The 21,773-nt window shown below is 72.1% G+C and carries 18 protein-coding genes and 1 pseudogene; 5 read left to right on the forward strand and 14 right to left on the reverse strand.

What is annotated here, in order from left to right:
- Nucleotides 1–124: 124 nt before the first annotated feature.
- From H293_RS0118910 to pdhA (H293_RS0118920), 3 genes are read right to left on the reverse strand one after another with little or no spacing between them, the layout of a single operon-like run.
- Entirely contained in the window at nt 125–1,585 is a 1,461-nt protein-coding gene (locus tag H293_RS0118910) for a dihydrolipoamide acetyltransferase family protein (RefSeq protein WP_020119429.1), read from the reverse strand.
- A gap of 10 nt (nt 1,586–1,595) precedes the next feature.
- The gene (locus H293_RS0118915) at nt 1,596–2,591 is read right to left on the reverse strand and encodes an alpha-ketoacid dehydrogenase subunit beta (RefSeq protein WP_020119430.1); all 996 of its coding nucleotides are present in this window, start codon (nt 2,589–2,591) and stop codon (nt 1,596–1,598) included.
- A gap of 2 nt (nt 2,592–2,593) precedes the next feature.
- Nucleotides 2,594–3,742 (reverse strand): pyruvate dehydrogenase (acetyl-transferring) E1 component subunit alpha, encoded by a 1,149-nt coding sequence (gene pdhA / locus H293_RS0118920; protein ID WP_020119431.1) that lies wholly within the window; start codon nt 3,740–3,742, stop codon nt 2,594–2,596.
- A gap of 532 nt (nt 3,743–4,274) precedes the next feature.
- On the opposite strand from pdhA (H293_RS0118920), the gene H293_RS0118925 reads away from it, so the two are divergent.
- On the forward strand, nt 4,275–5,471 hold the full coding sequence (locus tag H293_RS0118925; protein ID WP_020119432.1) for a phosphotransferase: 1,197 nt from the start codon (nt 4,275–4,277) through the stop codon (nt 5,469–5,471).
- 75 nt (nt 5,472–5,546) lie between these two features.
- On the opposite strand, the gene H293_RS0118930 is transcribed toward H293_RS0118925, so the two are convergent.
- Together H293_RS0118930 and H293_RS0118935 are read right to left on the reverse strand one after the other, a co-directional pair.
- Complete coding sequence (locus H293_RS0118930) at nt 5,547–7,115, reverse strand: protein kinase domain-containing protein (RefSeq protein WP_028807992.1); 1,569 nt, start codon at nt 7,113–7,115, stop codon at nt 5,547–5,549.
- A gap of 375 nt (nt 7,116–7,490) precedes the next feature.
- The gene (locus tag H293_RS0118935; RefSeq protein ID WP_007383385.1) at nt 7,491–8,033 is read right to left on the reverse strand and encodes a bacterial proteasome activator family protein; all 543 of its coding nucleotides are present in this window, start codon (nt 8,031–8,033) and stop codon (nt 7,491–7,493) included.
- A 136-nt stretch (nt 8,034–8,169) separates the two neighbouring features.
- Between H293_RS0118935 and H293_RS0118940 the strand changes: the two genes are divergently transcribed.
- Nucleotides 8,170–8,925, forward strand: a complete 756-nt coding sequence (locus tag H293_RS0118940; protein WP_020119434.1) for a hypothetical protein — start codon at nt 8,170–8,172, stop codon at nt 8,923–8,925.
- 36 nt (nt 8,926–8,961) lie between these two features.
- On the opposite strand, the gene H293_RS0118945 is transcribed toward H293_RS0118940, so the two are convergent.
- Nucleotides 8,962–9,942 carry an NAD(P)H-quinone oxidoreductase gene (locus H293_RS0118945; RefSeq protein ID WP_020119435.1) on the reverse strand — a complete coding sequence of 327 codons (981 nt, stop codon included), beginning with the start codon at nt 9,940–9,942 and terminating at the stop codon, nt 8,962–8,964.
- A gap of 146 nt (nt 9,943–10,088) precedes the next feature.
- Between H293_RS0118945 and H293_RS52785 the strand changes: the two are divergent.
- Nucleotides 10,089–11,101 (forward strand): annotated as a pseudogene (locus H293_RS52785) (ATP-binding cassette domain-containing protein).
- Nucleotides 11,098–11,955 (forward strand): ABC transporter permease, encoded by an 858-nt coding sequence (locus H293_RS0118955; protein ID WP_020119436.1) that lies wholly within the window; start codon nt 11,098–11,100, stop codon nt 11,953–11,955. Before H293_RS52785 ends, H293_RS0118955 begins: the two are co-directional and overlap by 4 nt.
- A 24-nt stretch (nt 11,956–11,979) precedes the next feature.
- On the opposite strand, the gene H293_RS0118960 is transcribed toward H293_RS0118955, so the two are convergent.
- The 6 genes from H293_RS0118960 to pdhA (H293_RS0118985) all read right to left on the reverse strand — a co-directional run bounded on the left by H293_RS0118960 (nt 11,980) and on the right by pdhA (H293_RS0118985) (nt 18,989).
- Nucleotides 11,980–13,077, reverse strand: a complete 1,098-nt coding sequence (locus H293_RS0118960; protein ID WP_020119437.1) for a potassium channel family protein — start codon at nt 13,075–13,077, stop codon at nt 11,980–11,982.
- Nucleotides 13,074–14,480 (reverse strand): molybdopterin molybdotransferase MoeA, encoded by a 1,407-nt coding sequence (locus tag H293_RS0118965; protein WP_020119438.1) that lies wholly within the window; start codon nt 14,478–14,480, stop codon nt 13,074–13,076. Before H293_RS0118965 ends, H293_RS0118960 begins: the two co-directional genes overlap by 4 nt.
- Complete coding sequence (locus tag H293_RS0118970; RefSeq protein WP_028807993.1) at nt 14,477–15,397, reverse strand: NTP transferase domain-containing protein; 921 nt, start codon at nt 15,395–15,397, stop codon at nt 14,477–14,479. Before H293_RS0118970 ends, H293_RS0118965 begins: the two co-directional genes overlap by 4 nt.
- Before the next feature lie 138 nt (nt 15,398–15,535).
- Complete coding sequence (locus tag H293_RS0118975) at nt 15,536–16,843, reverse strand: dihydrolipoamide acetyltransferase family protein (protein ID WP_020119440.1); 1,308 nt, start codon at nt 16,841–16,843, stop codon at nt 15,536–15,538.
- On the reverse strand, nt 16,843–17,847 hold the full coding sequence (locus H293_RS0118980; RefSeq protein WP_020119441.1) for an alpha-ketoacid dehydrogenase subunit beta: 1,005 nt from the start codon (nt 17,845–17,847) through the stop codon (nt 16,843–16,845). The genes H293_RS0118975 and H293_RS0118980 overlap by 1 nt, the downstream gene beginning before the upstream one ends.
- Nucleotides 17,844–18,989: a pyruvate dehydrogenase (acetyl-transferring) E1 component subunit alpha gene (pdhA, locus tag H293_RS0118985; protein ID WP_020119442.1), complete on the reverse strand. Its 1,146-nt coding sequence runs from the start codon at nt 18,987–18,989 to the stop codon at nt 17,844–17,846. The genes H293_RS0118980 and pdhA (H293_RS0118985) overlap by 4 nt, the downstream gene beginning before the upstream one ends.
- Nucleotides 18,990–19,178: 189 nt before the next feature.
- Between pdhA (H293_RS0118985) and H293_RS0118990 the strand changes: the two genes are divergently transcribed.
- Nucleotides 19,179–19,664, forward strand: a complete 486-nt coding sequence (locus H293_RS0118990) for an Lrp/AsnC family transcriptional regulator (protein WP_020119443.1) — start codon at nt 19,179–19,181, stop codon at nt 19,662–19,664.
- A gap of 2 nt (nt 19,665–19,666) precedes the next feature.
- On the opposite strand, the gene H293_RS0118995 is transcribed toward H293_RS0118990, so the two are convergent.
- Complete coding sequence (locus H293_RS0118995; protein ID WP_020119444.1) at nt 19,667–20,257, reverse strand: TetR/AcrR family transcriptional regulator; 591 nt, start codon at nt 20,255–20,257, stop codon at nt 19,667–19,669.
- On the reverse strand, nt 20,254–21,771 hold the full coding sequence (locus H293_RS0119000) for a 3-hydroxyacyl-CoA dehydrogenase (protein WP_020119445.1): 1,518 nt from the start codon (nt 21,769–21,771) through the stop codon (nt 20,254–20,256). Before H293_RS0119000 ends, H293_RS0118995 begins: the two co-directional genes overlap by 4 nt.
- Between the last annotated feature and the right edge of the window lie 2 nt (nt 21,772–21,773).

A 21,773-nucleotide genomic window follows, 5' to 3' on the forward strand; every position in this document is an offset into this window, starting at 1 on the left:
TCTCCGCACCTCACCAGGGGCCTGCCACGGCATCACCGGCGGGCCCCTTCGTCATGAAGGGACGGCCGCACACAGAGCGTGCGGCCGTCCCTTCAGTGCGGGGCGACTGGTCCACCGCGCGGGGTCACGCCCAGGTGATCAGTTTCTTCGGCTGCTCCAGGATCGCCGCCACATCGGCGAGGACCTTGGAGCCCAACTCCCCGTCGATCAGCCGGTGGTCGAAGCTCAGCGCCAGGGTGGTGACCTGGCGGGGCTTGACCTTGCCCTTGTGGACCCAGGGCTGGAGCTTGATCGCGCCGACGGCGAGGATCGCGGATTCGCCGGGCGGCAGGATGGGGGTGCCGGTGTCGACGCCGAAGACGCCGACGTTGGTGATGGTGACCGTGCCGCCCTGCATGGCGGTGGGGCTGGTGCGGCCCTCCTTGGCGGTGGTCACCAGTTCGCCCAGCTCCTGGGCGAGTTGGGGCAGCGCCTTGGCGTGGGCGTCCTTGATGTTCGGGACGATCAGGCCGCGCGGGGTGGCCGCGGCGATGCCGAGGTTGACGTAATGCTTGAGGACGATCTCCTGATTCGTCTCGTCCCAGGAGGCGTTGATGTCCGGGTTGCGCTTGATGGCGACCAGGAGGGCCTTGGCGATCAGCAGGAGCGGGTTGACCCGCAGGCCCGTGAAGTCCTTGTCCTGCTTGAGGTCCTCGACGAGCTTGAGGGTGCGGGTGACGTCCACCGTCACGAACTCGGTGACGTGCGGGGCGGTGAAGGCCGAGCCGACCATCGCCTGGGCGGTGGCCTTGCGGACGCCCTTGACGGGGACACGGGTCTCGCGGGCCGCGTCGTAGGAGGCGGCGGGCGCCGCCGGGACGGTGACTGGGGCCTGGGCCTGGGCCTGGGGCACCACAGGCGCGGGCACCGGTGTCTCGGTCGCGGTGACCGCCGCGTGGACGTCCTCGCGGGTGATGATGCCGTCCGGGCCGGACGGGATCACCGTGGTGAGGTCGACGCCCAGGTCCTTGGCCAGCTTGCGGACGGGGGGCTTGGCCAGTGGGCGGGACTGCCCGGCGGCGGCCGCGGGGACGGCCGGCGCGGTGGGCGCCGGGTCCGCGGGTGCTGGGCCGTGGCCGTTCAGCTCCGTCTGGATCGCCACCGACGCCTGCTGGATCGGCACCTCGGGCCCCTTGCGGGGACGCCGCTTGGTGGAGGAGGCGGCCACGCCGTAGCCGACCAGGACCGGCTGGCGGCCCTCCGGCTTCTTCTCAGGGGCGGCGGCGGGGGCGGCGGCGGCCGCGGGGACTTCAGCAGCCTCGGCCGGCGCCTCCGCGGGCGCCTTGCCGCTCACGTCGATCGCGATGATCGACGTGCCCACGTCGACCGTGGTGCCCTCGGGGAAGCGCAGGTCGCGCACCACCCCGTCGTAGGGGATGGGCAGTTCGACGGCCGCCTTGGCCGTCTCCACCTCGCACACCACCTGCCCGTCGGTGACCGTGTCGCCGACCTGGACGTACCACTTGAGGATCTCGGCCTCGGTCAGACCCTCGCCCACGTCGGGCATCTTGAACTCGCGTACGGACGCATCCGTCATCGTCGTCACGGCCCTCTCCTCAGTACGCCAGCGAGCGGTCGACGGCATCCAGTACCCGGTCCAGACTCGGCAGGTACTCCTCCTCCAGGCGCGCCGGCGGGTAGGGGGCGTGGTAGCCGCCGACCCGCAGCACGGGCGCCTCCAGGTGGTAGAAACACCGCTCGGTGATCCGGGCCGCGATCTCCGCGCCGGAGCCGAAGAACACCGGCGCCTCGTGCACCACCACCAGCCGCCGCGTCTTCTCCACCGAGGCCTGGATGGCGTCGAAGTCCAGCGGCGAGACCGAGCGCAGGTCCAGCACCTCCAGGTTCTTGCCCTCCTCGGCGGCCGCGTTCGCGACCTCCTGGCACAGCTTGACCATCGGGCCGTAGGCGACCAGCGTCAGATCGGTGCCCTCGCGCACGACCCGCGCCTTGTGCAGCGGGCCGGGGATCGCCTCGGTGTTGACCTCGCCCTTGTCCCAGTAGCGCCGCTTGGGCTCGAAGAAGATCACCGGGTCGTCGCTCTGGATGGCCTGCTGCATCATCCAGTACGCGTCCGACGCGTTCGACGGCGAGACCACCTTCAACCCCGCCACGTGCGCGAACAGCGACTCCGGGGACTCCGAGTGGTGCTCCACCGCGCCGATGCCGCCGCCGTAGGGGATCCGCACGACCACCGGCATCTTGACCTTGCCCAGCGACCGCGCGTGCATCTTCGCCAGCTGCGTGACGATCTGGTCGTAGGCCGGGAACACGAACCCGTCGAACTGGATCTCCACCACCGGCCGGTAGCCGCGCAGCGCCAGCCCGATGGCGGTGCCCACGATGCCGGACTCCGCGAGCGGGGTGTCCACGACCCGGCTCTCGCCGAAGTCCTTCTGCAGGCCGTCGGTGACCCGGAAGACACCGCCGAGCTTGCCGACGTCCTCACCCATGACCAGGACCTTGGGGTCGGTGTCCAGGGCCCGCCGCAGCGACTCGTTGATCGCCTTGGCCAGGGCCATGTTCTTGAATGTCACAGTCTCCGCCGCCATGATCAGGCCCCTTCCCCATCCGCGAACGACGCCTGGTAGGCGGCGAAACCGGCCCGCTCCTCGTCGACCAGCGCATGCCCGTCCGCATACGCGTGCTCGAAGATGGCGAAACGGTCCGGGTCCGGCATCGCACGGACCGCCTCACGCACTCGCCTGCCCAACGCCTCGGACTCGGTCTCCAGTTCCGCGAAGAATCCCTCGTCCGCGTGGTTTGCGGCCTCCAGGTACCGGCGAAGGCGCAGGATCGGGTCCTTCGCCTCCCACGCCTCGCGCTCCTCGTCGGCCCGGTACTTGCTCGGGTCGTCGGAGGTGGTGTGGGCGCCCATCCGGTAGGTGTACGCCTCGACGAGCGTCGGCCCCTCGCCCGCGCGGGCCCGCTCCAGCGCCCACTTGGTGACGGCCAGCGACGCGAGCACGTCGTTGCCGTCGACCCGTACGCCGGGGAAGCCGAAGCCCTGCGCGCGCTGGTAGAGCGGGACGCGGGTCTGCTTTTCGGTCGGCTCCGAGATGGCCCACTGGTTGTTCTGGCAGAAGAACACGACCGGGGCGTTGTAGACCGCGGAGAAGGTGAACGATTCAGCCACGTCGCCCTGGCTGGAGGCGCCGTCGCCGAAGTAGGCGATGACCGCGGAGTCGGCGCCGTCCTTGGCGATGCCCATCGCGTAGCCCGTGGCGTGCAGCGTCTGGGAGCCGATGACGATGGTGTAGAGGTGGAAGTTGTTGCTGTTCGGGTCCCAGCCGCCGTTGTTCACCCCGCGGAACATGCCGAGCAGGTTCGTCGGGTCGACCCCGCGGCACCAGGCCACGCCGTGCTCGCGGTAGGTCGGGAAGACGTAGTCGTCGTCGCGCAGCGCCCGTCCCGATCCGATCTGGGCGGCCTCCTGGCCGAGCAGCGAGGCCCACAGGCCCAGTTCGCCCTGGCGCTGCAGGGAGGTGGCCTCGGCGTCGAAGCGGCGGGTGAGCACCATGTCGCGGTAGAGGCCGCGAAGCTCTTCGGGGGTGATGTCGGCGACGTACTTGTCGTACTCGACGTTCTTGACGCGCTTGCCCTCGGGCGTCAGCAGCTGAACCAGTTCGGGCTTGGTGCTCGGGGACTTCCTCGTCCCGGCGCTGCGTCGCGGCTTGCGCGCGGCAGTGCTCTCCACGGTCACGTGTGCTCCTCCGTCGGTCCGGCCCCCGGGGTTGCCGGGTGACCAGTGCGGCTCACCTGTTCCCGACCCCCGGGCACGGGGTGGGTGCCACTCGGCCGGAACAGGCGTGACAGGTGCCCCGGCGAGCGCCCTGCAAGAATCACGTTACCCAGTGCTCCACATTTCTGTGAAACCCCCTTTGACCTGCGATTTTGCTTGGATTTCCAAGTAAATCGGAAAAGGGCCGAAGGGGTGCTGGTCACAGCCTTGCAGGAGGCCGGAGCAACGGCACGTTATCCCGTCTACCCAGGTCACCGGAAGACTTTCCGTGTCCGACTTCCCGGCCGCGCCCAGATGGAGAAATCAGGGTTTTTCTCCTCGACCACATGACATCGTCCGGCGGGGAGAGCCTCCTGGAGGGCGTCCCGTGACCGAAGCAGACCGAGCGCGACCCCCTGTGTCGATCTGTGACGTCCTGTGACAACGCCCAGCTCACAGCCCTGTGTCGTGCCCTAGCATCTGGCGCGTGCCGCGCTCTCCTGTACCACCCCTCATGCCTCACGCGCCCCCGCTGGGCGCCCTCCTCCGCCAGTACGCCGCGGGCTCCGCCCTCGCCTGCGATCCCGTCGACCAAGGTCTCCTCAACCGCGGCTACCGACTCCGCACGACCCGTGGGCGCTACTTCCTCAAGCACCACTTCGACCCCGAGACGGCCGCCCCCGAGGCGATCGCCCGCCAGCACCGCGCCACCCAGCGCCTGGCCGCCCTCGGTGTCCCGGTGGCCCCGCCCTTCCCCGCCCGGGACGGCCGCACGGTCGCGGTCGTCGGGGGCCACGCCTACGCCCTCCACCCCTGGATCGAGGGCCGCCACCGCCACGGCTCCCAGCTCACCGCCGCCCAGTGCGGCCGCCTCGGGGCACTGCTGGGCGTGGTGCACGCGAGTCTGGAGCGGGTGATGCCGCTCCAGGGGCGTGCGGGGACGGAGCAGAGTGCGCGGGCAGACGGGGGCGTACGAGGCGACGCAGGCGCCCCGGACACCGCGCCGCACCACCGCACCCCACTACCGCTGTGCCATGCCCCCGCTCGGGCCGCCGGCGCCCGCGCGGAAGAGCCGCACGCCGGTCACCCGACCGCCGAGGCCTCGGACCCCGACGCGGGTTCCGTCGACACGGGTCCCGTCGACGGAGGTGCCGACCCCGCCACCACCTTCGCCCTCATCGACGACCTGCTGGCGCGCGTGCGCCGGCACCGGCCCGCCGACTCCTTCGACGAGCTGGCCCGGCACCGACTGCTGGAGCGGCGGGCCCTGCTCGAACAGCACGTGGGGCGCCGGCCACCGCACAGCGGACCGGTGGGCTGGGTGCACGGGGACTTCCACCCGTTCAACCTGCTCTACCGGGGCGACGCCCCCGCCGCGATCGTCGACTGGGACCGGCTGGGCGTGAAGCCCCGCGCCGAGGAGGCCGTACGCGCCGCCGCGATCTTCTTCGTCCGGCCCGCGGGGACACTCGACCTGCCGAGGGTGCGGGCCTACGCGCGCGCGTACCGGCGTACGGCGGGAGCCACGCCCTCGGAACTCGCGGCGGCCGTGCACCGCGTGTGGTGGGAGCGTCTCAACGACTTCTGGATGCTGCGCTGGCACTACGAGCGCGGCGACACCCGCGCGGACCCCCAGTTCCCGGCGGCCTCGGCGCTGGTGGTGTGGTGGACACGGGAGTACGACGCGGTGTGCGACGCGTTCGCGGGCTGACGCGCGGTCCCGGAAACGGCACGCGCGCGTGGCCCCGGGAACGGGTGCCACGCGCGCGTGAGGCGTCGCGGTCGGTCAGGAATCGCCTCCGTCGCCGCCGCCCGGGCCTCCTACGAGGCCGCCGCCGGTCGGCTCCGCCGTGTTCGAGGGCTCGGCCGTGTCGGTGGGCTCCGGCGTGTCGGACGGCTCCGTCGCCGTCTCGGACGGCTGCGTCGCCGAGGGCGAAGGCGTGTAGGAGGGCGTGTACGACGGCGTATAGGACGGCGTGTAGCCGGAGCCGCCCGAGCTGCCGTTGTCGTCCGTGGACGTGTCGGTCTCCTCGCTCGTCGCCTCGTCGCTCGGCGTCTCGCTGGCCGTCTCGTCGTCGGTGGTCTTCGAGGTGGTCGGCGACACGGAGCTGCCGGTGCCGCCACCGTCTCCACCTCCGCCACCGTTGTTGAGCGCCAGGGCGACGCCCGCCGCGACGGCGATCACCGCGAGGACGGCGAGGATCCACAGCTTGCCGCGGCCGCTGCCCCGGTTGCCGTGTCCCTCGAAGCCGCCCTCGTCCCCGCCGCCGTAACCGGAGGGCAGGATCTGCTGCGGGATCTGGGTGGTGCCGGAGGCGGCGCCGGGGTGCGCCAGCACGCTGGTGCTCGCGAAGCCCGCGGCGGGCGTGCCGCGGCCGTCGTGCGCCGTCACCGGGCCGGTGTTCCAGGTGCCGGTGTGGCCGCCCTGGTCGTACAGCATCTGGAGCCCGTACTGGACGAGCCCGCGCATCTCCTCGGCCGTCTGGAAGCGGTCGTCCGGCTCCTTGGCGAGCGAGCGCATGACCAGACCGTCGAGCTCCGGCGGGACGGCGCCGGAGACCTGCGAGGGAGGCGTCGGGATGTCCTGGACGTGCTGGTAGACGACGGAGAGCGGGGTCTCGCCGGTGAACGGCGGCCTGAGTGCGAGGAGTTCGTACAGCAGACAGCCCGTGGCGTACAGGTCGGAGCGGTGGTCGACGGCCTTGCCGAGGGCCTGCTCCGGGGAGAGGTACTGCGGGGTGCCCATGACCATGCCGGTCTGCGTCATCGTCGTGGACGCGCCGTGCAGGGCGCGGGCGATGCCGAAGTCCATCACCTTGACCGCGCCGTTGTGGGTGATGATCACGTTGGCGGGCTTGATGTCGCGGTGCACGATGCCGTGCTGGTGCGAGTAGGCGAGCGCCTCCAGGACCCCGGAGACGATGATCAGGGCCTGCTCGGGCCCGGGCGCCTCGGCGTTGAGCAGCAGGTCCCGGATCGTCCGTCCCTCGACGATCTCCATGACGATGTACGGCACCGACTGACCGCCGACGAAGTCCTCGCCGGAGTCGTACACGGCGACGATCGCGTGGTGGTTGAGGCCGGCCACGGACTGGGCCTCACGTGTGAAGCGGGCCTTGGAGGTCGGGTCCTCGGCGAGGTCGGCGCGCAGCAGTTTGACCGCCACGGTGCGCCCGAGCCGTACGTCCTCGGCCGCGAACACCTCGGCCATACCGCCCCGGCCGAGTCTGCGGGTCAGCCGGTACCGGCCGTCCCCCACCAGTCCGCCGTTACCCCACAGCTCCGGCGCATCTGACATTCCGCCGCCAGTCGCCTCGGGGTCGGACGGGCCCTGAGCGCGCTGCTGCTGTGCCATCGGTCCTCGCCGTCGTTTCTGCCCGCGGTGCGCGCGGTGTTGTTACGGTCTCCGTCGGCCACGCTACAGCCTTCGCGCAAGCCGCCGGTCCGGGATGAGCCCGGGGACCGGCCCGAGACGGACCGGCCATCAAACCTGTACTACGTCTCAGCGTGCAAATTCTGTGTACCGGCCGTGGGGCAGCTGTAACGCCCGCACGACCTTTCTTTCTCTTACGGTCACGGAACGGGCACCGCGTCCGAAGAGCCGACGGTCAGGACTCCGTGGCCAAACTCACGAAAAGGAACCCGAACGAGCGTTTCCCAGCAGCGGCTTTCCCTCGGCGACACGAAGGGCCCGGCAGCGTCGGCTGCCGGGCCCTTCCTGGTCGGGGAATTACAGGTACGGTCCGCCTGAGCGGCCGCCCGCACGCGGGTCGATGCCGTCCTCCTGCCCGCCGACACCCGGCGGGAGGGCGCGGCGCATCTGCTCCAGCTGGGCCCGCGCGGCCATCTGCTGGGCGAACAGGGTGGTCTGGATCCCGTGGAAAAGGCCCTCCAGCCAGCCCACCAACTGGGCCTGGGCGATACGCAGTTCCGCGTCGCTCGGGGTCGACTCCTCATTGAAGGGCAGGGACAGCCGCTCCAGCTCCTCCACCAGCTCGGGGGCCAGACCGTCCTCCAGCTCCTTGACCGAGCTGGCGTGGATCTCCTTGAGCCGGGCCCGGCTGGCCTCGTCGAGAGGAGCCGCGCGCACCTCTTCGAGCAGCTGCTTGATCATGCTGCCGATCCGCATCACCTTCGCGGGCTGCTCGACCATCTCCGTGACCGGGACCTCGCGGGAGTCGTCGTCACCCCCGCCGCCCAGCGCCATCCCGTCCTGGCCCACGACCAGGATCTGGGGGCTTTCCGGCGAACCTTCGTTCCTCGGCATCTCCATGCAGCCATTCTCTCGCACCCGTACACCTCACCACTGGGGTGCCCCCACTGTGTGCTGATCCACCGCTTCCGGCACGGATCGCCCCCATGGCGTCACCCGGAATGCCGGTATCCTTCCGCGATGCCAGTCTTGTCCCGTGACTCCCTGGCTGCGCGCGACGGTACTGGCGATCCTGGTGGGCACGAGCGTGACCGCCGTGCCGCAGACCGACCGCGCGTACGGCGCCGAGCTGACGCCTCTCGTCCCGGCCGGCGCGCCCGCCCGACGGGCGGCGGACTCGGTGCCCTTTCAGGAACCACCGCGCGGCACGACGAGCACGTCGGCCTCCGTGTCCGCCACGCGGTCGCCGGACTCGGCACCGGCCCACCAGAGCCTGCGGAAGACCGCCCGGCCGTACGCCACCGTGCTCCCGTCGCACACCTCGCCGGGCGGCTCGGCCTCCCCCTCCGGCATCCCGCGGCCCCCGGCGCCGGCTCACGGTCCGCGGCACCCCGCGTCGGCATCCGCCGGTCCCCCGGGTCTTTCGCGCGGCCACGGTCCGGAGCGCGCCTCGCCCTCGGCCTCCCTGGCGCCCTCGCCCTCGGCCGCCCCTCCCTCCCGTGCGGGGAGCCGCGCGGGTGAGGGCCGGGAGCGGCCGGGCCGGCCGGAGGAGCCGGTGACGGAGGACGCGGACGCCGACGGGGCGGCCTCCGCGGGGACCGACTCCGGGGACGATGACCTCACCGGCGTGTCGGAGCCGCCCCCGCAGACCGCCGTGGCACGACCGTCCCGTCCCGCGCAGCGGCCGGTGGCCGGCCCCAAGGTGTTCATCCTGCCGCTCGGCACCGGGCTGGTCCTGGTCGGACTGGGACTCGGGCTCGGCCTCTACGCGCTGCGGGTGCGGCGCGGATAGGGGCGCCGCGGGTACGACGCGGGCAGGCCCGTACGCCTACTGCGTGACCAGCAGGACCTTGCCGATGTGGCCGCTCTCCTCGACGACCCGGTGCGCGGCCGCCGCATCGCTCATCGGGAGCTCGCGGTCGACGACGGGACGGACGTGCCCGGCGTCCAGCAGGGGCCACACATGCTCGCGTACGGCCGCCACGATCGCCGTCTTCTCGGCCGGCGGCCGTGCCCGCAGCGAGGTGGCGCTGATCGCGGCACGCTTGTTCAGCAGCGTGGCGATGTTCAGCTCACCCTTGACACCGCCCTGCATGCCGATGATCGCGAGCCGTCCGTTGACGGCGAGGGCATTGACGTTGCGGTCGAGGTACTTCGCGCCCATGTTGTCGAGGATGACGTCGGCGCCCGCCCCGTCGGTGGCCTTCCTGACCTCCTCGACGAAGTCCTGTTCCCGGTAGTTGATCAGGATGTCCGCGCCGAGCTCGGCACAGCGCTCCAGCTTCTCCGGCGTGCCCGCGGTCACCGCGACCTTGGCGCCCACGGCCTTCGCAAGCTGGATCGCCATCGTGCCGATACCGCTGGAACCGCCGTGCACCAGCAGGGTCTCGCCGGGGCGCAGGTGGGCGACCATGAAGACGTTCGACCAGACCGTGCAGACCACCTCGGGCAGCGCGGCCGCCCGCTTCACGTCGAGGTCCTTGGGCACGGGCAGCAGCTGTCCGGCCGGTACGGCGACGTTCTCGGCGTATCCGCCGCCCGCGAGCAGCGCGCACACCTCGTCGCCGACGGACCAGCCGGAGACACCGGGGCCGATCTCGGCGATGCGCCCCGAGCACTCCAGGCCGGGGTAGGGGGAGGCGCCGGGCGGGGGGTTGTAGAAGCCCTGGCGTTGCAGGATGTCGGCGCGGTTGACGGCACTGGCCACCACCTCGACCAGCACCTCGCCCTCGCCGGCCACGGCATCCGGCACCTCGCTCCAGACCAGCGCCTCGGGCCCACCGGGTTCGGGAATCGTGATCGCATGCATGGGCCCGACGCTACTCCCCGCCCGACCACCCGGCCCTGGGCCCCCGGAGGGCGCCCGGCCCGAAAATCCGCGTGCGCAACCGATGAGTTCGCGCGACGGTAAAGGTCTCCCCATGCGTAGCCCAAGTACGCGGAAGGAACCCGCCCATGAGCCAGCACACGTCAGCCCTGGCGATCGAGACCGCGGGCCTCGTGAAAACGTTCGGTGAGACCAGGGCCGTCGACGGAGTCGACCTCGCGGTGCCGGCCGGCACGGTCTACGGCGTCCTCGGTCCGAACGGCGCCGGGAAGACCACCACCGTGAAGATGCTCGCCACCCTCCTGCGGCCCGACGGCGGAGAGGCCCACGTCTTCGGCCACGACGTCGTCCGCGAGGCCGACGAGGTCCGCGGCCGGGTCAGCCTCACCGGCCAGTACGCCTCCGTCGACGAGGACCTCACCGGCGCCGAGAACCTGGTCCTGCTGGGCCGTCTCCTCGGCCACCACAAGAAGGCCGCACGCGAGCGTGCCGGACAGCTCCTGGAGGCCTTCGGTCTCTCGGAGGCGGACGGAAAGCAGGTCAAGCACTACTCCGGCGGCATGCGGCGCCGGATCGACATCGCCGCGTCCATCCTCAACACCCCCGAGCTGCTCTTCCTCGACGAGCCCACCACCGGCCTCGATCCGCGCAGCCGCAACCAGGTCTGGGACATCGTGCGCGCGGTCGTCGCCCAGGGCACCACCGTGCTGCTGACCACGCAGTACCTGGACGAGGCCGACCAACTGGCCTCCCGGATCGCCGTCATCGACCACGGCCGGGTGATCGCCGAGGGCACCAAGGGCGAGCTGAAGGCCTCCGTGGGCGCCGGGACCGTACATCTGCGCCTACGGGACGGCGGACGTCGGCCCGAGGCGGCGGACGTCGGCCCGAGGCGGCGGAGATCCTACGACGGGCCCTGGACGCCCAGGTCCAGCTGGAACCGGACTCGGTCGCGCTGACGGCCCGGCTCGCCACGGCAGCCGGTGACACGGCCGCCGAACAGGCCTCCCGCGCCCTCGCCGAACTGGCCCGCACCGGCATCACCGTCGACAACTTCTCGCTCGGCCAGCCCAGCCTGGACGAGGTGTTCCTCGCCCTCACCGGGCACCCCACCCACGGCACCGAGGAGATGGCCGCATGAGCACCGTGACCCAGCCCCCGTCCAAAGCAGCCCAGGACCTCGCCCCCGTCAGTGCCGAGTCGCTGGCCGCGCTGCTGGTCACCGGGGAGCGGCCGCCGCGCCCGAGCGCGCTGTCGGCCTCGCTGACCTTCGGCTGGCGGGCCGTCCTCAAGATCAAGCACGTGCCGGAGCAGCTCTTCGACGTCACCGCGTTCCCGATCATGATGGTGCTGATGTACACGTACCTGTTCGGGGGCGCCCTGGCCGGGTCCCCGACGGAGTACATCCAGTTCCTGCTGCCGGGCATCCTGGTGATGTCGGTCGTGATGATCACGATGTACACCGGCGTCTCGGTCAACACCGACATCGAGAAGGGCGTCTTCGACCGCTTCCGCTCGCTGCCCATCTGGCGGCCGTCGGTGATGGTCGGCTATCTGCTCGGCGACACCCTGCGCTACACGATCGCGTCCGTGGTGATGCTCGTCGTCGGCCTGGTCATCGGCTACCGCCCGGACGGCGGGGTCGGCGGGGTGGCCGCCGGGATCGCGCTGCTGGTCGTCTTCTCGTTCGCGTTCTCGTGGATCTGGACGATGTTCGGGCTGCTGCTGCGGACCGAGAAGTCGGTGATGGGCGTCAGCATGATGGTGATCTTCCCGCTGACCTTCCTGTCCAACGTCTTCGTCGACCCGAGGACCATGCCGGGCTGGCTCCAGGCCTTCGTCAACAACAGCCCGATCACCCATCTGTCCTCGGCCGTGCGCGAGCTGATGGCGGGCGACTGGCCCGCCGATGAGATCGCCTGGTCGCTGGGGTGGGCGGGGCTGTTCGTCGCGGTCTTCGGGCCGGTCACCATGCGGCTGTACAACCGCAAGTGACCGGACCGGCGTGCGGTCCGGCGTTCAGTCCTGCCGAAGCGGGCGGGCGTCGGGTGCCACCTGGGTGCCCGGCGTTGCCCGCACGATCGTGATCAGCCGGTCCGTCAGCTCCAGCGTCCCGACGGCCGGATCGTCGTAGCCGAGCACCCGGTGCCCGCGCAGCACGCTCACCACCAGGTCGTCCGTCTCCCGCGGCTTCCTGCCCACCTCGGCTTTTATGACCGGCCGTTCGATGATGTCGAGCCCGCTGCCCTGCTGGATGAGGTCCTCCATCACCATGCCGGCCGCGGGGCTGAGCACCGACAGACCGAGCAGCCGGCCGGCCGCGCTGGCGCTGGTGATGACCGCGTCGGCCCCGGACTGCTTGAGCAGCGGGGCGTTCTCCTCCTCGCGCACCGCGGCCACGATCTTCGCGGCCTTGTTGAGCTGCCGGGCCGTCAGCGTCACCAGGACGGCGGTGTCGTCGCGCTGGGTGGCGATGATGATCTTCCGGGCCCTGTGCACCTCGGCCCGCTTCAGCACCTCGCTGCGCGTCGCGTCCCCTATGACCCCCGCATAGCCTTCGGCCGTCGCGGCCTCGACCGCCTTGCCGCTGGGGTCGACCACCACGACCTGCTCCTTCTTCAGACCCGTCGCGCACACGGTCTGGATCGCCGAACGGCCCTTGGTCCCGAAGCCGACGACGACGGTGTGGTCGCGCAAGGTGGACCTCCAGCGGTTGAGTCGCCACTCCTCGCGGGTGCGCTCGGTGAGGACCTCGAGCGTGGTGCCGACCAAGATGATCAGGAACAGCACACGCAGGGGCGTGATGACGAAGATGTTGGTGAGCCGGGCGGCATCGCTGACCGGGGTGATGTCGCCGTAGCCGGTGGTGGAGAGCGTGACGGTCGCGTAGTACCAGGCGTCGAGGAAGTCGACGGACCCGTCCGAGTTGTCGTTGTAGCCGTCGTGATCGGCGTAGACGATCAGGGCTGTCGCGGCGAGGACCAGCAGGGCCATCAGCACCCGCTTGGCGACCTGACGGAACGGGTGCTCCACCACTTTGCGCGGCAGCTTCACCTTGTGGGTCACGAGATGCTCGTCCGCCTGGCGGGCGATCGCGTCATGGCCCGGAAGTTTCACGTGAAACACACCCCGATCCCGGCGGACGCCCAGGGCAGATCGAGCAGTTCGGCCTCCTGCCCCGGCCGGGCACCCCCGGGCGGTACGACGGCGAGAGCGTCGGCGGCCGCGATGCCCCGCAGCATGGCCGGGCCGTTGTAGTGCAGTGGGACCGCGCTGTCACCGCGCAGGACGACCGGGACGAGCCGGTTGTCGTACGGGTGACCGTGGGCCTCGTCCCTCAGGGGCAGGGTGTACGGCTCCGGGGCCGGGCGGGCGGCCAGGGTGCGCAGCAGCGGCTCGGCGAGCGTGAGCAGGCCGGAGACGGCGGCGAGGGGGTTGCCCGGCAGGCCGACGAGGTGCTGGTTCTCCTTGGTGCGGGCGAGCAGCATGGGGTGGCCGGGGCGCACCTTGACGCCGTCGACCAGGAGTTCGGCGCCGATGCGGCGAAGGACGGGGTGGACGTGGTCGACGGGTCCGGCCGCGGTGCCGCCGGTCGTGACGATCACGTCGGCCTGCGACTTGGTGATCGCCTTGCGCAGGGCCTCGGCGGAGTCGCCGAGTCGGCGTACGGCGGTGACCTCGGCGCCGAGCGCGCGCAGCCAGGGCGGGAGCATCGGCCCGAGCGCGTCCCGGATCAGGCCGTCCCGAGGAGTCCCCTCGGTGAGCAACTCGTCGCCGAGGACGAGGACTTCGACCCGGGGGCGGGGGACGGCGGTGAGGGTGTCGTATCCGGCGGCCGCGGCAAGGCCGAGGACGGCCGGGGTGACGAGGGTGCCGGGCGGCAGGAGCTGGTCGCCGCTGCGGCACTCCTGGCCGCGGGGGCGGATGTCCTGGCCGGGCACGACGGCCCGGGTGGCGTGCAGCCGGTCCTTGTCGTCGGTCTGCCCGTGCTCGCTGCGCAGGACGGCGGTGGTGTCCGGGGGCACGCGCGCGCCGGTGGCGATCCGGGCCGCCTCGCCGTCGGTCAGGGGCGCGGGCTCGGCGTGCCCGGCCAGCACCCCCTCGTCCCGTACGGCCCAGGGTCCGGGCCCGGCGACCACCCAGCCGTCCATGGCCGAGGTGTCGAAGGAGGGGAGGTCGGTGAGGGCGTCGAGAGGGGCGGCCAGGGTGAGACCGAGGGCGTCGTCGAGCCGTACCGAGACGGGGGCGCGACGGGCGCCGCGGGTGACCGTGCGGGCGGCCCGGGCGGCGATGGCGCGGGCCTCGGGCCAGGGGGTCGCCCGGTGGTGGGCGTCCGGCCGGGCCGCCGGGCCGGAGCCCTGGGGCGGCGGCCCGGGAGGGCGCTGACCCCCGGGGTGCGCGGTGCCGTTGTCTTCTCTCACCAGGGCCAGCGCCTCCTCGACGTCGAGATCGTCGGCGTCTGCGGTGTCTGCGGCGGAGCCGGCCTGGACGTCGCCGGTGCGCACGGACCGGGCGGTCATCCGGCGTCCGGGCGGTTGTCCGAGGTCCCGTCGGGCGCGGCGGCGGTCTCGCCGTCGGCCTCGTCCGCCCAGCGCAGGGCCAGGGCCGCGGCCTTGCGGGAGGCTTCGGCGACCGCCTCGGGTCCGCCGCCCGCCTGTGCGGCCGCGTAGCCGACGAGGAAGGTGGTCAGCGGTGCCGCGGGCCTGGCCACGCCGTGCGCGGCGTCACGGGCGAGGTCGAGCAGCACGCCGGTGTCGACGTCGAGGTCGATGCCCAGCTCGTCCTTGACTGCGGAAATCCATTCATCCAACACGTGCCCATGCTCCCTGATGCGTGCCCTGGCGGTGGCGATGTCGTCCCAGGTGTCGCAGTCGAAGGACGCGACGGGGTCGGGGACGCGGGTGAGATCGAGCGCGGCGGTCAGCCGGCGCAGCGGAAGGCCGGTGAGAGCGCCGTGCTCCTTCGTGAGTGCGGCGAGTTCAATGCGCAGCGAGGGCGTGCGGTACGCGGCCACCAGCGGCTGGTCGCGGCCGTCCGCGTCGGTGAGCAGCACGCCGTCGGCGCCGCCCGTGCGCAGGACGGTCAGCAGCAGGCGTGCGGTGTCCTCCCGGAGGAAGGGCAGGTCGGCGGAGAGCACCAGGACGTACCGCGCCGTGGTGTGCCGCAGTCCTGCGTCCAGGGCGGCCAGCGGGCCGCCGCCGGGCGGGTCCTCACGGGCCCAGGTCACGGGCCTGGCGGTGGGGCGGGGGTCGGCGACCACGACGGTGGTGCCCGCGTCGGCGCAGGCCGCGAGGACGCGGTCGAGCAGGGCGCGCCCGCCCACCCGCACACCGGGCTTGTCCGCGCCGCCGAGCCGCCGGGCGGCACCCCCGGCGAGCACGACCACGTCGTACACAGGACCGGCGTCCGGGTCGCGCGAGGGCTGGTGCGAGGTCACCCCCCGAGTATGCGTGCCCCCGCGATCACAGGGAACGTGCGGCGGCACCGGGATCGCGCGCCGCCCGGGTGGCGGCGCGCGATCGTGGTGGGCGGAGGACGGTGCCGGTGCCGCGGTCGTGGTCGGCGGGTGCCTGGGTCACAGGGTGCGCAGCAGGACCGCCGGTTGTTCCACGCAGTCCGCCACGTACCGCAGGAAGCCGCCCGCGGTGCCGCCGTCGCACACCCGGTGGTCGAAGGTGAGCGAGAGCTGCACGACCTGACGCACCGCCAGCTCGCCCTCGTGGACCCATGGCTTGGGGATGATGCGGCCGACGCCGAGCATGGCCGCCTCGGGGTGGTTGATGATCGGCGTGGAGCCGTCGACACCGAACACGCCGTAGTTGTTCAACGTGAAGGTGCCGCCCGTGAGTTCCGCGGGGGTGAGGGCGCCGGTGCGGGCCGCCTCGGTCAGCCGGGCGAACTCCGCGGACAGCGACTCGGCGTCCCGCGCGTGCGCGTCCTTCACGACCGGCACCACCAGCCCGCGCTCGGTCTGCGCGGCGAACCCCAGGTGCACGGCGTCCAGTCGCACGATCTCCCTGGCCGCCGTGTCCACGGTGGAGTTGAGCTCGGGGAAGCGGGCGAGGGCGGCGGTGCAGATCCGGGCGAGCAGCGCGAGCAGGGAGATCTTCGGACCGCCGGCCGCGTTCATCGCCGCACGCGCACGCATGAGTTCCGTCGCGTCGGCGTCCACCCAGCAGGTGGCGTCGGGGATCTCGCTCCGGCTGCGGGACAGCTTGTCGGCGACCGCGCCCCGGACACCCTTGAGGGGGACACGGGTTTGTGCGGGAGTGGAGGCCGGGGCTGCCGCCGTGGCCTGGGGGACCACGGTGGGTGCCGGTGCCGGTGCCTGGTGCTCCTGTGAGGCGGCGGCACGCAGGGCGTACTCGACGTCGGCCCTGAGGATCAGTCCCTCGGGTCCGGAGCCGGTGAGCTCCCTGAGGTCGAGGCCGTTCTCGCGGGCGAGGCGGCGGACCAGCGGGGAGATCACGGGGACGGGGCCCTCGACCACCTCGGCAGGTGCCGACCGGCCGTTCACCGGCACGGGAACCTGCTGCTCGCGCCGCACCCTGCGCCTGCGCGCGGGGGCCTCCGAGGTGCCGTACCCCACGAGCACGTTCCCCGAGCCCTCGTTCTGCGCGTCGGGGTCGGACGCCGGCGCCCCCACCGCCACGGTGATGAGCGGCGACCCCACCGGGAGTTCACTGCCCTCGTCGCCGAAGCGGGCCGTGACGACACCGGCGTAGGGGCAGGGGACGTCGACCATCGCCTTGGCCGTCTCGACCTCGACGACCGGCTGGTCGACCGCGACGACGTCGCCGACCTCCACCAGCCAGCGGACGATCTCCGCCTCGGTCAGGCCCTCGCCGAGATCCGGCAGCCTGAACTCCAGCACCTGCGCCATCAGCTCTCCGCCTCCCACTGCAGACGCCCGACGGCGTCCAGGATCCGGTCCACGCCGGCCAGGTGGTGACGCTCCAGCATCGGCGGCGGATAGGGGATGTCGAACCCGGCCACGCGCAGCACCGGCGCCTCCAGATGGTGGAAGCAGCGCTCCGTGACCCGGGCCGCGATCTCCCCGCCCGGTCCGCCGAACCCGCCCGACTCGTGCACGACGACCGCTCGTCCGGTCCGCCGTACCGAGGCCGCGACCGTCTCGTCGTCGAACGGCACCAGGGAGCGCAGGTCGACCACTTCGAGATCCCAGCCCTCGTCCCGCGCGGCCTCGGCGGCTTCGAGGCACACGGGTACGGACGGCCCGTACGTGATGAGTGTGGCGCTCCGGCCGGGGCGCCGCACCACCGCGCGGCCTATCGGTTCAACGGTCTGGGGGTCGTCCGGGTTCCAGGAGTCCTTCGACCAGTACAGCCGCTTGGGTTCCAGGACGACGACCGGGTCGTCGGAGGCGATGGCGGCGCGCAGCAGTCCGTAGGCGTCGGCGACGGTCGCGGGGGTGACGACGTGGAGCCCAGGCGTCGCCATGTAGTAGGCCTCGGAGGCGTCGCTGTGGTGCTCGACCCCGCCGATGCCGCCGCCGTAGGGGACCCGGATGGTGATGGGGAGCGGCAGCGCCCCGCGGGTGCGGTTGCGCGTCTTCGCCACATGGCTGATCAGCTGCTCGAACGCCGGATAGGCGAAGGCGTCGAACTGCATCTCCACGACCGGCCGCAGTCCGTACATCGCCATGCCGACGGCCGTACCGAGGATGCCCGCCTCGGCGAGCGGGGTGTCCGTGCAGCGGTCCTCGCCGAACTCCTTGGCCAGCCCGTCGGTGACCCGGAAGACACCGCCGAGGGTGCCGACGTCCTCGCCCATGACGTGCACGGTGGGGTCGGCCGCCATCGCGTCGCGCAGCGCGCGCGTGAGGGCCTGCGCCATGGTGGCCGGCTTGAGGGCGACGGTGGTCATCGGTGCGCACCCCCGTGGGAGTCGTGCTCGGCGTCGAGCTCGGCACGCAGCTGCGCCTGCTGCTCGCGCAGTTGCGGGGTGGGCTCGGCGTAGACATGGGCGAACAGGTCCATGGGGTCGAGGACCGGGTCCTGGTTCATGCGCTCGCGCAGCCCGGCGGCGAACTCCTCGGCGTCCTGGCGTACGGCTTCGATGCCGGCCTCGTCGATCAGTCCGCGCTCGGTCAGTTCGTGCTCCAGGAGGGCGACCGGGTCGTGCCCGCGCCAGGTCTCGACCTCGGCGTCGCCGCGGTAGCGGGTCGCGTCGTCGGCGTTGGTGTGGGCGTCCACGCGGTAGGTGATCGCCTCCACCAGGGTGGGACCGCCGCCCGCGCGCGCGTGGCGTACGGCAGCGGTGAGGACCTCGTGCACGGCTGCCGCGTCGTTGCCGTCGACCAGGCGCCCGGGCATCCCGTAGCCGACGGCCTTGTGGGCCAGTGAGGGGGCCGCGGTCTGCTTGGCGAGCGGGACGGAGATCGCGAAGCCGTTGTTCTGGACCAGGAAGACGACCGGGGCCTGCCAGACGGCGGCGAAGTTCAGCGCCTCGTGGAAGTCGCCCTCGCTGGTGCCGCCGTCGCCGACCATGGCGAGCGCGACCACGTCGTCGCCCTTGAGGCGGGCGGCGTGCGCGAGGCCGACGGCGTGCGGGAGCTGGGTGGCGAGGGGGGTGCACAGGGGGGCGACGCGGTGCTCACGCGGGTCGTAGCCGGTGTGCCAGTCACCGCGCAGGAGGGTCAGCGCCTGGACGGGGTCGAGGCCCCGGGCGACGGCGGCGAGGGTGTCGCGGTAGCTGGGGAAGAGCCAGTCGCGGTCCTGGAGGGCCAGCGCGGCGGCGACCTCGCAGGCTTCCTGGCCGGTGCTGGAGGGGTAGACGGCCAGGCGGCCCTGCTTGGTGAGGGCGGTGGCCTGCGTGTTGTAACGGCGGCCGCGCACCAGCTCGGCGTAGAGCCGGCGCAGCAGGGCCGGGTCGGCCTGCGCGGCCGCCTCGGTGCCGAGGACGCGATGGGGCTGCGCGTCGGGCAGCAGGGGCGCGGGGTCCGTGCGGGGCTGCCAGGCGGGCGGCGGCGATGGCCGATACGCGCCACGCTGCTCCATGACCGTCATGACGGCACCTCCTCGTGGGAGCGGCTGGTGGCGCACCACGGGTGTGAGGCGCCTCACCTACCGATTGTTCGGTCGTCGGCACATTTTGGCTACAGGCCCCCTCAGGCTGTGGACAAACGGTTCTCCACAGCCTGAGATGGACGCAGTACGTCCATGGTAGGGAGGCGGGGGGACATGGCACCTGAACAAATGGCCGAAGGCGCGGAGGGCGGCGCCCCGCTTCCGCCACCGCGTCCGCTCGACGCCATTGATCAGGACATCCTCCAGATGCTCCAGGCGGACGGGCGCGCGTCGATACGGTCGGTCGCCGAACGGGTGCACGTCTCGCGCGCCAACGCCTACGCGCGGATCAACCGCCTTGTCGAGGACGGCGTCATCCGCGGCTTCGGCGCCCGCGTCAACCACGAGCGCGCGGGCCAGGGCACCTCGGCGTACATCACCCTGAAGATCGTCCAGAACTCCTGGCGCACGGTCCGCGAACAGCTCAGACAGCTGCCGGGGGCTTCCCACCTCGCTCTGGTCGGGGGTGACTTCGATGTGCTGCTGCTCGTCCACACCCCGGACAACAGATCCCTGCGCGAACTGGTCCTCACCCGCCTCCAGGCGATCCCGGAGGTCCTCAGCACCCGCACCCTGCTGGTCTTCGAGGAGGAGGACCTGGAGCCGCAGGGCTGAGTTCAGGACGCCCTGCGCAGTCCCCCGAAGATCAACTGGGCCACCGCGTCGGCCACTTCGCGTTGGTTCATGCCCCGGCCGTCCGGGCGGTACCACTCCACGATGGAGTTGATCATGCCGAAGACCAGACGGGTCGCGAGGCGCACCTCCACGTCACCGCGCACGTCGCCGTCCGCCGCGGCCGCCTTCAGGAGTTCGGCGACCCGGTGGTCGAAGTCGCGGCGGCGCTCCAGGGCCCACCGCTCGGTGTCCGTGTTGCCGCGCACCCGCAGCAGCAGGGTGACGTAGGGGAGTTCGGCGATCAGTACCTCGACCATGCGCCGCACTACATATTCCAGGCGGTCGGAGGCACGGCCCACGCGCGCGTGCTCCTCGTCGAGGATCCCGAAGAGGCCGTCCAGGGCCCGGCTGACGGCCCGGCGCAGGAGTTCCTCCTTGCCGGCCACATGGTGGTAGATCGACGACTTGGAGATGCCCGCCGCCTTGGAGAGGTGCTCCATGGAGGTGCCGTCGTAGCCGCGTTCGTTGAAGACCTGGATGGCGACGGACAGCAGCGTCTCCGGCGTGTACGTGTCGCGCTTGGCGGTCGTCATGAGGTGCTGCCCTCCCGCTTGTCGGAGGCGTAGGCGTGCCGGTACAGCGCGAGCGAGGGCGCGTACCGGCCGGACGGGTCGCGCAGGTGCAGGTCGTCGAGGAGGGCGTAGGCCCAGTTGCGGCCGAGCCTGCGGCTCCACTCGAACGGGCCGAGCGGGTAGTTCACCCCGAGCCGCATGGCGGTGTCGATGTCCTCCCGAGTGGCCACACCCTTGGCGACGGCGTCGTGCGCCAGGTCGACGATCCGGGCGACCGTACGGGCGACGATCATGCCCGGCACGTCCCCGATGACGCTGACGTCCTTGCCGAGCGCCTGGAAGAGCCCGGTGGCCTCGGCGAGGGTCTGCTGCGAGGTGTCCTGGGAGGCGGACAGCGCGATGCGCGTGGCCCTGCGGTAGTCGAGCGCGAGGTCGAAGTAGACGACGTCCCGGAACTCCACCGAGGTCTGCCCGTCGGCGAGCGCCAGCTGCCCGCCGCTCGGCAGGACGAGACGGCTGCCGTGGTCCTCCTCGTCCTCGCGGACCTGGATGCCCGCCTCACGGATCAGCGCGAGCAGTTCGGACGCGGGGCCCAGATCGCCCTCGGCGACGACGTACGCGGGCGCCTGGGCCGGCTCCGCGGTGTGCGGCTCGTCGCGCTCGGCGCCGTCCGTGTAGTCGTACCAGCCCCGCCCGCTCTTGCGGCCGAGCCGGCCCGACTCCACCAGGCGCTGCTGGGCCAGCGAGGGCGTGAAGCGCACATCCTGGAAGAAGGCGCGCCACACGGAGTGCGTCACGGACTCGTTGACGTCCTGTCCGATCAGGTCGGTCAGTTCGAACGCGCCCATCTTGAAGCCGCCGCACTCGCGCAGGACCGCGTCGATCGTGGCGGGCTCGGCGCCCTGGGCCTCGTGGACCGCGAACGCCTCGGCGTAGAAGGGCCGTGCGATCCGGTTGACGATGAAGCCGGGGGTGTCGGCGCAGGCGACCGGCGTCTTGCCCCACGCGCGTGCCGTCTCGTACGCGCGCGTGGCCGAGGAGACGTCGGTGGCGAACCCGGAGACGACCTCGACCAGCGGCAGCAGCGGCGCGGGGTTGAAGAAGTGCAGGCCCACGAAACGGCCCGGGTGGCGCAGGGCGCCGGCGATGGCCGTCACCGACAGGGAGGAGGTGTTGGTGGCGAGCAGACAGTCCTCGCCCACGACGTCCTCCAGCTCCCGGAAGAGCTGCTGCTTGACGTCCAGCCGCTCCAGGACGGCCTCGACGACCAGGGTGCAGTCCGCGAGGTCGGTGAGGTGCCCGGCGGCCACGAGACGGGAGCGCGCGGCATCCCGGTCGGCGGCGGTGAGCCGGTCCTTCTCGACGAGCCGGTCGAGGCGGGCCCCGATCGCGTCGGCCGCCTCCCGGGCACGGCCGGGGACGGCGTCGTAGAGCCGCACGCAATGCCCGGCGACCAGCGCGACCTGGGCGATGCCCTGGCCCATGGTGCCGGTGCCGACGACGGCCACGGGGCTGCTGAGGTCGAGTCCTGTCATGT

The organism is Streptomyces canus 299MFChir4.1 (assembly GCF_000383615.1).
GTDB classification, from domain to species: Bacteria; Actinomycetota; Actinomycetes; order Streptomycetales; family Streptomycetaceae; genus Streptomyces; species Streptomyces canus_C.

Coding starts and splice junctions, on each gene's coding strand:
- H293_RS0118925 (WP_020119432.1), top strand. CDS start 4,275: ATGCCTCACGCGCCCCCGCTGGGCGCCCTCCTCCGCCAGTACGCCGCG.
- pdhA (WP_020119442.1), bottom strand. CDS start 18,989: ATGACGGTCATGGAGCAGCGTGGCGCGTATCGGCCATCGCCGCCGCCC.
- H293_RS0118980 (WP_020119441.1), bottom strand. CDS start 17,847: ATGACCACCGTCGCCCTCAAGCCGGCCACCATGGCGCAGGCCCTCACG.
- H293_RS0118990 (WP_020119443.1), top strand. CDS start 19,179: ATGGCCGAAGGCGCGGAGGGCGGCGCCCCGCTTCCGCCACCGCGTCCG.
- H293_RS0118915 (WP_020119430.1), bottom strand. CDS start 2,591: ATGGCGGCGGAGACTGTGACATTCAAGAACATGGCCCTGGCCAAGGCG.
- H293_RS0118930 (WP_028807992.1), bottom strand. CDS start 7,115: ATGGCACAGCAGCAGCGCGCTCAGGGCCCGTCCGACCCCGAGGCGACT.
- H293_RS0119000 (WP_020119445.1), bottom strand. CDS start 21,771: ATGACAGGACTCGACCTCAGCAGCCCCGTGGCCGTCGTCGGCACCGGC.
- H293_RS0118945 (WP_020119435.1), bottom strand. CDS start 9,942: ATGCATGCGATCACGATTCCCGAACCCGGTGGGCCCGAGGCGCTGGTC.
- H293_RS0118955 (WP_020119436.1), top strand. CDS start 11,098: ATGAGCACCGTGACCCAGCCCCCGTCCAAAGCAGCCCAGGACCTCGCC.
- H293_RS0118975 (WP_020119440.1), bottom strand. CDS start 16,843: ATGGCGCAGGTGCTGGAGTTCAGGCTGCCGGATCTCGGCGAGGGCCTG.
- H293_RS0118995 (WP_020119444.1), bottom strand. CDS start 20,257: ATGACGACCGCCAAGCGCGACACGTACACGCCGGAGACGCTGCTGTCC.
- H293_RS0118935 (WP_007383385.1), bottom strand. CDS start 8,033: ATGGAGATGCCGAGGAACGAAGGTTCGCCGGAAAGCCCCCAGATCCTG.
- H293_RS0118965 (WP_020119438.1), bottom strand. CDS start 14,480: ATGACCGCCCGGTCCGTGCGCACCGGCGACGTCCAGGCCGGCTCCGCC.